The 12,507-nt window shown below is 73.6% G+C and carries 7 protein-coding genes; 3 read left to right on the top strand and 4 right to left on the bottom strand.

Annotated elements, in window-relative coordinates; genetic code table 11:
• Positions 1-66 precede the first annotated feature (66 nt).
• A complete protein-coding gene (locus AC0KTA_RS26480; RefSeq protein WP_481050717.1) occupies positions 67-954 on the bottom strand; it encodes an ATP-grasp domain-containing protein in 888 nt (295 codons plus the stop codon).
• Positions 955-1,119: 165 nt separating this feature from the next.
• Between AC0KTA_RS26480 and AC0KTA_RS26475 the strand changes: the two genes are divergently transcribed.
• A complete protein-coding gene (locus AC0KTA_RS26475) occupies positions 1,120-2,877 on the top strand; it encodes a serine/threonine-protein kinase (protein WP_481050716.1) in 1,758 nt (585 codons plus the stop codon).
• Between the two features lie 6 nt (positions 2,878-2,883).
• Here AC0KTA_RS26475 and AC0KTA_RS26470 read toward each other — a convergent pair whose 3' ends face one another.
• Positions 2,884-4,200: an acyltransferase family protein gene (locus AC0KTA_RS26470; RefSeq protein WP_481050715.1), complete on the bottom strand. Its 1,317-nt coding sequence runs from the start codon at positions 4,198-4,200 to the stop codon at positions 2,884-2,886.
• Positions 4,197-6,329, bottom strand: a complete 2,133-nt coding sequence (locus AC0KTA_RS26465; RefSeq protein WP_481056566.1) for a glycosyltransferase — start codon at positions 6,327-6,329, stop codon at positions 4,197-4,199. Before AC0KTA_RS26465 ends, AC0KTA_RS26470 begins: the two co-directional genes overlap by 4 nt.
• Before the next feature lie 81 nt (positions 6,330-6,410).
• On the opposite strand from AC0KTA_RS26465, the gene AC0KTA_RS26460 reads away from it, so the two are divergent.
• A complete protein-coding gene (locus AC0KTA_RS26460; protein WP_481050714.1) occupies positions 6,411-6,575 on the top strand; it encodes a hypothetical protein in 165 nt (54 codons plus the stop codon).
• Positions 6,576-6,915: 340 nt separating this feature from the next.
• Positions 6,916-8,427 (top strand): acyl-CoA synthetase, encoded by a 1,512-nt coding sequence (locus AC0KTA_RS26455; protein WP_481050713.1) that lies wholly within the window; start codon positions 6,916-6,918, stop codon positions 8,425-8,427.
• A 205-nt stretch (positions 8,428-8,632) separates the two neighbouring features.
• Here AC0KTA_RS26455 and AC0KTA_RS26450 read toward each other — a convergent pair whose 3' ends face one another.
• Positions 8,633-12,436 (bottom strand): S8 family serine peptidase, encoded by a 3,804-nt coding sequence (locus tag AC0KTA_RS26450; RefSeq protein ID WP_481056565.1) that lies wholly within the window; start codon positions 12,434-12,436, stop codon positions 8,633-8,635.
• Positions 12,437-12,507 lie beyond the last annotated feature (71 nt).

Raw genomic sequence — 12,507 nt, 5'->3', positions numbered from 1 at the left:
GAGCGGTGTCGAGTCTGCGGGTCCGCTGTGGCTGGTCGCGCAGTTCCCCGCGCCCCTTTGGGGCGCTCAGCGCACCGCGGCCTTCAAGATCCCCTCCACCACCAGCGGCAGCGAGCCCGGCTGGACGGCGAGGAACAGGTTCGGCTCGACCAGCTCCAGTTCCATGACGCGCGGCTCCCCGTCGGGGCCGTCGACCAGGTCCACGCGGGCGTAGAGCAGGTCCGGGTCGCCGGGTGTCGCGGCGAGCGCCCGCGCGGCCACGTCGAGTTCGGCGTCCGTGGGGGCCCAGGGGCGCACGCGCGGGTGCGAGACCTTCTTCGCGTCGTACGCGGTGCCCGCCTCCAGGACCGCGCCCTTCCGGATGGCGTGCAGGAAGCGGCCGCCGAGGAAGACCAGGGCGCGCTCGCCGGTGTCGTCGATGCCCGGCATGTACGGCTGGAGCATCGCCGTGAGGCCGTCGGCGTGCAGGCGCGCGAGGTGGGCGCGGGCGGTGGGGTGCTCGTCCGGGCCGTAGCGGGCGGTGAGGCGGGCGCCCGCGCCTGAGGTGGGCTTCAGCACGAACTCGCCCCGCTGGGCGGGGAGTTCGGCGTGGTCCGGCGCGAGGTAGGTCGTCGGCACCGTCGGGACGCCCGCGGCGGCGAGCTCGCCCAGATACCGCTTGTCCGTGTTCCAGCGGACGACGTCGGCCGGGTTGGCGAGCCGGGTGACGGCGGTGACGCGCTCGGCCCAGGCCACGTACTCGGCGGCCCGCCAGGAGTAGTCCCACGTGGAGCGGATGACGACCAGGTCGTACGCGGCCCACTCGACGTCGGGGTCGTCCCAGACGACGGTCCGCGCCCCGGCCCCGGCGTCGGCGAGCGCCCGCTCCAGCTCCGGCAGATCACGGTCACGCCCGTCCGCCAGCTGGGACGCACAGGTGACCAGGGCGACGGCGGGGCTTGCGGCGGTGGCCACGGGCACTCTCCTCACGCGGGCAGGCGGGGCTCGGCGCAGGCTAACGTGATCGTGACGGGTGTGGCCAGGGGTTTTGTCGTGGGCGGCCGGTCCGGCGGCAGCCCCGGTACGGGTGAGTGCAAGCCCAAGGTCCGTGCGGTTCCGGGGAGTTCGTATGATGCGCCCATGGCAAGCACGGGGGAACTGGTCGCCGGACGCTACCGCATCGAGACGCGGCTCGGCCGGGGCGGCATGGGCACGGTGTGGCGGGCCCGGGACGAGCTGCTCGGGCGGGCCGTCGCGGTCAAGGAACTGCATGTGGACGCCGCGTTGACGGCGGACGACGCGGACCGGCAGCAGGAGCGGACGCTGCGCGAGGCGCGGTCGGTGGCGCAGGTGAAGCATCCGGGCATCCTCGTGCTGCACGACGTCGTGCGGCACCCCGAAGAGTCTGCGCGGCCCTGGCTGGTGATGGAGCTGGTCGACGGGTGGTCGCTGGCCGACCGGCTTGCGTCCGGGGGTCCGCTGCCGCCCGCGGAGGCGGGCCGGGTGGGCCTGGCGCTGCTCGCCGCGCTGCGGGCCGCGCACACGGCCGGGGTGCTGCACCGCGACCTGAAGCCCGCCAACGTACTCCTGGAGGCGGGCACCGGCCGTGTCGTGCTTTCCGACTTCGGCATCGCGCAGGTCGCGGGGCAGACGACGCTGACGCAGACCGGCGCGTTCGTGGGCTCGCCCGAGTACACCGCGCCGGAGCGGATGTCGGGGCGGCGGTCGGGACCGGAGTCCGACCTGTGGTCGCTCGGGGTGCTGCTGTGCGCGGCCGTGGCGGGCGAATCGCCGTTCCACCGGGACTCGGTGGCCGGGGTGCTGCACGCGGTGGTCCTGGACGAGATCCGGCTCCCCGACGAGCTGGGCCCGCTGCTGCCGGTGGCCCGGGGCCTGCTGGAACGCGACCCGGAGCACCGCCTCACCGCGTCCGGCGCGGAACAGGCCCTCCGTACCGCCCTGAACGAGCCCGCGGCCGCCGCCCTGCACGAGCCCGCGGCCGCCGGCGGACCGGCCACCACCGCGAGCCCCACCGGGGCCACCTCCGCCGGGGCGCACCCCACCCACCACCGCACCGCGCACCCCGACCCCACCCCGGCCCGCACCGTCCCCGAGCACCCGCCGCCCTCCCGGCGCGGCCCGCGCTCCCGCTCCCGCACCGCCGTCCTGATCGGCGCCCTGGTCGCCGTCGTGGCGACGGGCGGAACGGCGGCGGGGATATGGCTGGCGTCGTCGGGCGGGGACGAGTCGGGCGGGCGCGACGACAAGAGGACGACGGAGGCCGCGGACCGCAAGGACCTGGAGCCGTCCGGGAAGAAGTCCCCGGACGGCCCGGCCAAGCCCCGCAAGTCCCCCAGGCCCGGGAAGACGGCCGACTCCGGCGCGCAGCGCACCGACAAGCCCACGAAGAAGCCGCCGTCGAAGGGCACCAAGTCCCCCGACGCGACGAAGGACACGACCCCCGACGGATACCGCTCGGTCACCGACCCGTCCGGTTTCGCCCTCACCCTCCCCGAGGGCTTCACCCGCTCCCCCGAACCGCCCCGCGTCTACTACTACTCGCCGGGCAAGAAGTTCCGCATCGGCGTCCACCCCCAGCCCCAGGACCCCGCGGGCCCCCTGTCGGTGATGCGCGAGGCCCACCGCGACGGCCCCTCGGACTACCCTGGCTACCGCGCGGGCTCGGTCACCCGCACCACGCACAACGGCAACCCCGCCGCCCTGTGGGCCTTCACCTGGAACGGCACCGCCAAGGACGGCGGCCCCCGCGTCACCTACGACCTGAGCTGGAACGAGAACGGCAAGATGTACGACCTGTGGGTCTCGGCCCCCGCGGCCAACGGCCCCGAGGGCAAGCAGTACTTCGACCGCGCCGTGAAGTCGTTCGACGCGCCGTGAAGTCCTTCAGGCGGACCTCCTGACACCGTCGGCGTCGGGGTAGAACTCGCGCGGCGCGCCCCGCGCGTCCCGCGCCTTTCCGAGCAGCCCCGCCGGGTACTCGATCAGCCAGTAGCTGGCCGTCCCCGCGGCGAGAGCCACCGCGACGACGATCAACGTCCCGGCGGCGAAGCCGAGTTGACCGCGCGGCAGCAGCCCCCACTTGTCCAGCTCCAGCATCACCGGCTCGTGCCAGATGTAGAGGCTGTAGCTGATGAGGCCGACGCCGGTCACCCAGCGCGCCCGCAGCAGCCCGTGCCACCGCACCCGCCGCCCGTCCCGCTCGCGCGGGTGCAGCGTCGCGAAGAGCAGCACGAACCACAGCAGCGCCGCCAGCGGGTGGTAGTAGGTGTGCGGGACGTTCTCCGGGTCCGCGGTGTACGACAGCGCGTACAGGCCGCCGAGCGCGGCGAGCGACAGCGGCGTCGCCACGCGCGCGTCAACCCGCCCCCGCTCCCCCAGCGCCACGAGCAGCACGGCGAGCGCCATGCCCGCAGCGAAGCCGCCGAAGCGGGCCTGCGGGCCGAAGTACACGGGCCAGTCGGTGTACGGCACGTCCAGGACGTAGTGGGCGTACGAGATCCACAGCACCGGCGCCGCGAACAGCGCGGCGCACCCCGACAGGCACAGCGCCACCCGCGCCCGCCGCGTCGCCAGGCGCCGGCAGGCCCGGATCGCGAGCGGCCCGAGGGCCACCAGGGCCAGGTAGAAGGCGATTTCGAGGGACAGCGACCAGGTGGGGCCGAGCGTGTAGAAGATCCGCTCCCGGTCGAAGACGTGCGTGAAGGTGAGATGGCCGACGAGGTCGCGCCAGTCGCCGGGCAGCGTCGGATTGCGGACCGACCAGACGACGAGCACCGCGAGGAAGTACAGCGGCAGGATGCGGACGGCACGCCGGAAGAGGAAGTCGCGGCCGGACCGCACCCCGCCCCCGCCCCCGTCCGGCCCGTCGATGGCGGCCCTGGCGTACGACAACGTGAGCAGGTACGCCGACATCACGAAGAACAGGTCGATGACCTCCAGAGAGATCAGCGCGCCCAGGTACGGGTTGTCGACCGGCGGGTGCGCCCCGGCCGCGTCGTACGTGTAGTACTGCTGCCACACGTGGAAGACGACGGTGCTGAGGGCGGCGAGGCCGCGGAAGCCCTGGAGTTCGACGGCGTGGGCGCGGGCGGGCTTGTGCGTACGGGGCCCGGGGACCGGCTCCGCGGGGAGCGGGGCGTCCTTGGTGGGCGTGGTTCCCTTCGTGGGTTCGGTGTTCGTGGGTTCGGTGGCCGTACTCATGAGGCCTCCGCGTCCGCCGCGGCGGCGCGCGGGGTGACCCGCCACTGCCGCTCGCCCAGCGCCTCCTTGAGATGCGCCTGCCGGGCCACGAGGTTCTTGAAGTGCGTGTAGAAGACCGTGGTCACCAGGAGATAGCGCCAGAACCAGGCTTTCTTGCGCCGCAGTTCGGGCACCGCTAGCCGCCACGCGAAGGCGGCCTGCACCACCCCGGCGGACATCGTCACCGCCGCGGCCATCAGGCACACCGGCACCGCCCAGTCCAGCTTGTCCGCGCCGCCCGCGCGCCACGCGGCGTGCAGCAGCACCGGCAGGATCTGCAGCGTGAGCCAGGGCTGCACCTCGCGCCAGCCCAACAGCACGAACAGGCCCGTCTTCTGACGGCGCGTGAACTTCTCCGACCGCAGGGCCGTGCGCAGGTGCCGCAGCGAGACCTGGAGCCAGCCCTGCGCCCAGCGCGAGCGCTGGTTCCACAGCGGCCGCAGCATCGTCGGGGCCAGCTCGCGCGAGATGAGGGTGCGGTCCATGGCGATGCGCGCGCCCTCGCCGAGGGCCCGCATCGTGGAGTCGATGTCCTCGGTCAGCATCGAGCCGTGCATCCGGGTGCGGGCGAGGACGTCCGTGCGCCAGAAGCCGTTGGACCCGCCGAACACCCCGAAGCCGTACAGCCGGGTCCGACCCGGGTGGCTGACCGCGTAGATGGCCTCGAACTCGACGGCGACCATCCGCGCCACCCAGGAGCTGTCGCCGTTGCGCACCACGCAGTGCCCCTGGACGACGTCGTATCCGTTGGACAGCCAGTCCCAGGCGTGCCGGAACGCGTCCGGCGCCGGGTGGTGGTCGGCGTCGAAGACGCCCACGAACTCGCCGCGCACCCGCGTCACGGCGGCGTTCAGGTTCTGCGCCTTGGACGTGGAGCCCGCGACGGGCAGCAGCACCAGGCGCGGGTCGCGCCGCGCCACCTCGCGCAGGGTGTCCTCCACGGGCAGCGGGTGCGGGGTGTTGTACGCGAGGACGATCTCCAGCTCGCCCGGGTACTCCAGGCGCAGGAAGGACTCGACGGTGTCGACGATCGTCGCCGCCTCGTTCGGCAGGTAGGCCGCGATGACCGCGCTCGCGGGCGGGTACGGCTGTGCGGCGGCCGCAGGACGTGGCTCGGCGTCGAGCGAGAAGAAGCACTCCAGGACGATGAGCAGCGCCGACGCCACGAGCCCGGCGACCACGACCCAGTAGGCGTACGCGGCCACGTCCCAGTCGAGCCGGTCGTACGCCTGCTGGTACAGCAGGAACGGCACGCCCACGCCGAGGAGCAGCATGAGCACGGGCGACAGGAGCGGGGTGAGCGCGGTCCGCAGGGTGTGCAGGCCGACGCGGGCGCGGGCGTGCCGGGGCCCTTCGGCCGACCTGGCCCGCATCCACGGTTCCCAGCGCACCGGGCGCAGATCGCGGTGGCGCAGCGCCTCGTCGGTGGCCTCGCGGGCACGGCGGGCGGCTTCCTCGTGGCCGGGGGCGGGTGCCCGCGTCGGCGCCTGCGTCCGGGTCGGCGCCTGCATCTGCGCCTGCGCCTGCGTCGCGGAACTCTCGTACGCGTCGAGCGGGGTGAAGCCGATCGCGGGCGTGAGGCGTACGTTCTCGTCCGCGACGACGAAGCGGGTGCCCGCGACGGACGCGGCGAACGAGGCGAGGCCGCGGGTCGCGGTCTCTTCGTCGACGCCGGGCATCAGCACGAGCAGATGCCCGTCGTCGTCCCACCCGAGCCGGTCGCACACGCTGCCAAGACGCTCGGCGACCTGGGCGAGCCGCTCCGCGACCTCCCGGTGCACGCGCGGCCCGAGCCGCTTCTCCAGGGCGGGCATCTCGGCGACCCCGACCACGGCGAGGACGCCGCCGCGCCGCGCGGCCGGGGGCCGGCGCAGCTCGCGGTCGAGCTCGTCCATGAAATGGGGCCCGGAGTAGAGCCCGGTGCGGGGGTCGCGGAGGAGTTGCTCCACCGGTACGGGGACGCGGTGCAGCTTGGCCGCGATGCGCGCCGACAGTTCGACGGGCGCGCAGCCGCTGGGCAGGCAGTCGTCGGCGCCGCGGCGCAACAGGTCGGCGACGGCGGCGGGCTCGCGGGCCGCGGTGCCGACCATCACGAGCGGCAGCGCCTGCCCCGCCGGTTCGGACCGCACCTCGCTGATGACGTCGCCCCCGCAGCGACGCCCGCCGGGCCCGTGATCGAGCGCGACGATGGCGTCCGGCGGGGCCTGGCGGATGTGGGGGTGTATGTCACCGGGGACGGCGTGGTCGACTTCGTACCCCGTGGATTCGAGGGCTCTGGTGAGCTGTTCGCGGTCGGGGCCCGGGGCGCCTATGGCGAGGACGCGGCCTATGGATGAGGATGGCGAAGCTGATGATGAGGGTGAAAGGTGCGAAGTGAGCAAGTGTTGGTCCCATCCTGTTCGGACTGTGGGGGGAGGACCGGATGAACTGACTCGGCCAGTGACGGTCTGTCTGGCTACTGGCCGTTCGGTTGCTGGCTGTTCTGTGGCTGGCTGTCTGTTACTGCCTGTCGGCCTACTGACTGTCGGTTACTGGCTGTTGACTTGTTGATCACCGAACAACTCCTGAAATCAGGGACAAACGGCCACCTCAGCCTCAACGATCACTGTGACACCGCACCTTCAGCGGCGTAACGCTTTCATTAAGTCGCCGTGCACACACAGAGGAGTACGACCCGTGGATTCCGAGCCCCTCTTCCCCGCCCTGACCGAGCCCGGGCCCGCCCCCGCCCTGCGATTCGGCGACCGCGTCGTCACGTACGCGGAACTGGCCGCGACGGCGGGCGCGCTGGCGTCCCGCCTCACCGCGGCGGGCGCGACCCGCGTGGCCGTCTGGGCGACGCCGACGCTGGAGACGGCGGTGGGCGTGGTGGCCGCGCTGGTCGCCGGCGTGCCCGCGGTGCCGCTCAACCCGAAGTCGGGGGAGGGTGAGCTGGGGCACATCGTGGCGGACAGCGAGCCGTCGCTGGTGCTGGCGGGGGCCGGGGAGCGGTTGCCCGGGGTGTTGGAGGGGGTGGGGCGGGTGGATGTGGAGGTGACCGCGGCGGACGCGGTGGCCGCGGCGGACGGCGGAGCCTCGACGGGTGCCGTGAGCCCGGCCGCTGGGCTCCCCGCCCGCACTCCCCTCGCCCCCTCCTCCCCCGCCCTTGTCGTATACACCTCCGGCACCACCGGCCCGCCCAAGGGCGCCGTCCTGTCCCGCCGGGCGATCGCATCGAACCTGGACGCCCTCGCGGACGCCTGGCAGTGGACCGAGGACGACGTCCTGGTCCACGCGCTCCCTCTGTTCCACGTCCACGGTCTGATCCTCGGTATCCTGGGCCCGCTGCGGCGCGGCGGCGCGGTGCGGCACCTGGGCAGGTTCAGCACCCACGGCGTGGCTCGCGAGCTGGCCGCGGGCGGGACGATGCTGTTCGGGGTGCCGACGATGTACCACCGGATCGCGGAGGCGCTGCCCGACGAGCCGGATCTGGTGAAGGCGCTGGCGGGCGCGCGCCTGCTGGTGTCCGGCTCGGCGGCGCTGCCCGTGCACGACCACGAGCGGATCTCGTCCGCGACGGGACGACGGGTCGTCGAGCGGTACGGCATGACGGAGACCCTGATAAACACCAGCGTCCGCGCGGACGGCGAACCGCGCGCGGGCACGGTCGGGGTGCCGCTGCCCGGGGTCGAACTCCGCCTGGTCGACGAGGCGGAGGCCGAGATCGCGGCGGACGCGGGCCCGGAGGCGGTCGGCGAGATCCAGGTACGCGGCCCGAACCTCTTCACCTCCTACCTCAACCGCCCCGACGCGACGGAGGCGGCCCTCGCCGACGGCGGCTGGTTCCGCACCGGCGACATGGCGGTGCGGGACGCCGACGGCTACGTACGCATCGTCGGCCGCAAGGCGACCGACCTCATCAAGAGCGGCGGCTACAAGATCGGCGCCGGTGAGATCGAGAACGCTCTTCTGGAGCATCCGGCTGTGCGCGAGGCCGCGGTCACGGGTGAGCCGGATCCCGACCTCGGTGAACGCGTCGTCGCCTGGGTCACCCCCGCCGACGCCGCCCTTCCCCCGACCCTCGACACCCTCGCCGCCCACGTCGCGAGCCGCCTCGCCCCGCACAAGCGCCCCCGCGTGCTCCACCTCGTGGACGCGCTGCCGCGCAATGACATGGGCAAGGTCCTGAAGCGGGCACTCAGGCCGTAGGGCCTCGCGGGGGCGCCCCAGTCCCGCCCCTTCCCGTAACCAGGGGGCTCCGCCCCCTGGACCCCCGTATCGGCCTGAACGGCCTCGTCCTCAAACGCCGGACGGGCTAAAACCCTGCCGCACCGGCGAAGTATTCAGCCCCTCCGGCGTTTGAGGAGCGGGGGTCCGGGGGCAGAGCCCCCGGTTGGGGCGCCCCCCGCGAGGGCTACCGCACCCCCACCCCCCGCACAACCTCCTGCCGCACCGACCCGCCCCGGTCGTCCACCACCGACGCCCGCAGCGAAACCGCCCCCGCACCCCGCGGCGGCACCCGCAACTCCCCCCGCCAGGAGGCAGCTTCACCGGCCCCCCGCGTCAGCGGGACCGACGACCACGACGCGCCGTCGTCGTACGACACCTCAAGCCGGGCGGAGCCGATCGTGCCGGTGCCGCTCGCACCCTTGACGTACTCGGCGAAGAGCCCCACCGAAACACGCTGCCCCGCACGGACGTCCCCGGAGAGGTCGGTCGGGACGTCGAAGCCCAGGTTCAGCATGGGCAGGAACGTCTTGCGGTCCTCGGGGGTGCGGGCCGAGCGGACGGTCCACTCGGAGTGGGCCTCGGTGGCGAGGCGCCAGCGGCCGGGGTCGAGGGTGGTGTCGGTGGTGACCTTGTAGGTGCGCTCCTCGGGGTCGGCCCCCGTGACGTACGCGCCGGAGCCGGAGCGCCGGTCGACCAGCTCCCCGTCGGCGTACACGGACGTCACCTGGGTCATGGACGCGTCGGACCACACGTCGCCGAAGCCGGTGTGGTCGGGCCCGGAGTCGCCCCAGCCGGGCACGTTGAAGTCCAGGTTGTCGCCGCTGCGCTGCTGCCCCCAGCCGAGGCCGGTGCCGAGCCAGGGGTGCCAGACGGGCCGGAACCAGTCGAGCAGGGTGCGTTTGCCCGCGCGGTAGTCGACGAGGCCGCTGCGCTGCTCCAGCGAGTCGGGGCCGAAGCGCACCGACTCGTGCCAGTGGCGGCCCTTGCCCGCGGCGACGTAGTCGGTCCGCCGCGCCGGGTAGGAGATCCGCTCCGGGAAGCCGAGGCCGATGGTGAAGGTGCCGGTGAGGGAGTAGCGGAACTCCCCGCCCGGTTCCGTCCGGCGGCCCGTCGGCGCGTGGAACTTCGTGTCGACGACGGCCAGTTCACGCTTGCTCGGCGCGTACGTCAGGTCGCGCGCCGGGATCGCGCCCGCGTGCCCGTCCTCCAGGTCGTACACGTACGGCGTGTGGGGCGTCGCGACCGTCTCCACGGAGCGGCCCCGCCGCGCGTCCTCCCGCAGCCGCGCCCCGTCCGCCGCGTTCACCGTCGCGATCCGCAGCGGCCGACCCGCGTTGTCGTCCGTGCCGAACCACGCGTTCAGGCGGCCCGGCACGTCGTCCGTGACGAACAGCGCCTTCGCGCCCGCGTCCTGCGCGGCGTCCGCGAGTTGGCCGGGCGTCGGCTGTCCCGCCGCGCCGGTGCGGCGCACGACGACCGCCTTGCCCTTGACGTCCTTCCCTTCGTACGCGGCCGGGGAACCGTCGCCCGCGTCCACCAGCTTCAGCCTGGACCGCCCCTCGCCGATCGTGCCGCCGGGCTGCGCGACGGCCTCGCCGACGCCCTTGACGTCCAGGACCGGCTTGCCGAGCCGCCACACGGTGCGGTACTCGAAGCGGCCGTCACGCACCTCGGGCGTCGGCGCCGCGAACACGCTGTCGTACTTCACCGGCACCTGCACGGCCCCCTGGTAGGCGGAGCCGTTCGCGGTCCGGTCGAACTCCATGACCAGCTGGCGGGTCTCGGCACTGCGCGGGACCTCGGCCGTGACTTCCCTCAACGTGCGGGCGTCCAAGGTGACTTCGCGGTCGCGGTCGAGCGTGACCTCCGGCGCGGCGAGGAAGCCGAGGCCGAGCGAGTCCTTGCCATGGCTGCCGCGCACGTCGAGGAAGGACGACAGGGCGTACGAGCCGGGCGCCAGGCGCAGCTTCAGCTCGCCGGAGGGGCCGACCGCGGCGGGATAGGCGTCCGTGTTCTTGGTCAGCGGCTGCACTACCAGGTCTGCGGGGCTCGCGGCGCCGTCGCGGTCCTTGACCTTGACGGTGAGCGTGTACCGCTCCTCCTCCTTGACCAGGCCGAACGTCGTCCGCGCGACCTCCTTGCCGTCCGCGCTCGCCACGATCGCGCCGCTGGTGGCGCCGACGGGCGCCTTCGCGCCGTCGCCGGTGACGGTGGTCGACGCGGTGCCGTGCGCGGGGATGGTGAGCTTGGTGTCGGCGAGGGCGACCACGCCGTCGGCCGCACCGTGTGCCTCCAGAGTCAACTCCACTGGTTCGGGAGAGGTGTTGGTGTACGTCACCGTCCTCGTCACCGGCTTGTTGTCGCCGTACGGCCAGCGGTAGAAGCCGAAGTCGGCACCGCCCGTCGCGGTGACCCGCGCGTCGATCGCGGACGGCACGTCCACGCGCCCGGCGCCGAGCTCGTACGCGGACGCGTCCAGCGGGTGGGAGCTGGACATCAGGGCGTCCTTGAGCTGCTGCCCGCTCCAGTCGGGGTGTTGCTCGGCGAGCAGCGCGGCGACGCCCGCGATGTGCGGGGTCGCCATCGACGTACCGCTCATGGAGGTGTAGTGGCCCTGCCCGGAGGCGAGTTGGGAGCGGGCGGCGAGGATGTCGACGCCGGGGGCGGACAGGTCGGGCTTGAGGGCGTTGTCGCCGAAGCGGGGGCCCTTGCTGGTGAAGTACGCGGCCTTGTCGGCGGAGTCGACGGCACCCACGGTGAGCGCGGCGTCGGCGGCGCCCGGCGAACCGATCGACGAGGGTGCCCCGGTGTTGCCCGCCGCGACGACGAAGAGCGCTCCCGTCTCCTTGGAGAGCGAGTTCACGGCGGCGGCCATCGGATCGGTGCCGTCGCTCGGCTCCTGCGAACCAAGGCTCATGGACACGATCTCGGCGTCCACGTCCTTCGCGGCCCACTCCATGCCCGCGATGATCTGCGACTCGCTGCCGAAGCCCTCGTCGCTGAGCACCTTGCCGACGGCCAGCTCTGCGCCCGGCGCGACCCCCTTCTCCTTGCCGTCGGACGCGGCACCGCTGCCGCCGACGGTGGAGGCGACATGCGTGCCGTGGCCGTCGCGGTCGGCGACCTCCTGCCCCGGTATGAAGCTCTTCGTCTCCCCTGTCCGGTCCTTGAGGTCGGGGTGGGTGAGGTCGGCGCCGGTGTCGAGGACGGCGACCTTCACGCCCTTGCCGGTCAGCCCGGCCTCCCAGGCCTTGGGGGTGCCGATCTGGGCGTTGCTCTCGGCCATGTCCGCCTCGACGCGCCCGTCGAGCCAGACCTTCGCGATGCCGTCCGCGAGGCGCGCGCCTTTGGGTGCGGTGATGTCCCGCCAGAAGGCTGTGCCCTTCTCCGCCTTGAGCGCGGCGCCGCGCACGCTCGGCAGCGAGCGGACCCTGTCCGTGCCGCGCGGGGTGCGGGCGTCCTGCCCGGCGCGGGTCTTGTCGTACGTCACGATCAGCGGCGTACTCGCCCGGTCCCCGCGTCCCGCGCCCTGCCGCAGCAACTCCGTCACGTCGAACAGCCGCTCGTCCAGGACGCCCGCGCGCAGATACGGGCGCGCCTCGTCCGGTACGACGGTGACGCGGCCGCCGGCGACGGAGGTCCGCACGGCGCCGCTCGCGCCCTGCGGGCGTTCCACGGTGACGGTGCGCTTGCCGCGGCCGAGCGGGGTGACGGTGACTTCGTCGCCGGTGACGAGGGTGACGGTGGTGGACTTCCCCGCGGCCGGGGCGGGTTGGGCCTCGCGGGCGGTGGTGGAGGAGGTGGCGGCGGTCGTCGTGGCGGCGGTGGCTGTCGTCGTGGCTGCGGTGGCTGTCGTCGTGGCTGCGGTGGCTGTCGTCGTGGCTGCGGTCGCGGTCAGTCCTGCCGGGAGCAGGGCCAGGGCGAGTCCGGCGGGCAGGAGCCCGCGTCCGGCTCGCCGGGGTCTACGGGCTCGTACGGGTCTCGGGATCAAGGGCGGCCTCTCTTCGTCGGCTCCACGTACGGGTGATTTCCGAGTGCTGCGAGCAGTGTCGATCTGCC

The organism is Streptomyces sp. Y309 (assembly GCF_056712025.1).
The sequence above is the reverse complement of the archived record's forward strand: the minus strand, read 5'-3'. Positions and strand labels throughout refer to the sequence as shown.

What these genes read in the sequence shown, in the direction of transcription:
- AC0KTA_RS26475 (WP_481050716.1), top strand. Translation starts at nt 1,120, where the DNA reads ATGGCAAGCACGGGGGAACTGGTCGCCGGACGCTACCGCATCGAGACG.
- AC0KTA_RS26470 (WP_481050715.1), bottom strand. Translation starts at nt 4,200, where the DNA reads ATGAGTACGGCCACCGAACCCACGAACACCGAACCCACGAAGGGAACC.
- AC0KTA_RS26465 (WP_481056566.1), bottom strand. Translation starts at nt 6,329, where the DNA reads ATGGTCGGCACCGCGGCCCGCGAGCCCGCCGCCGTCGCCGACCTGTTG.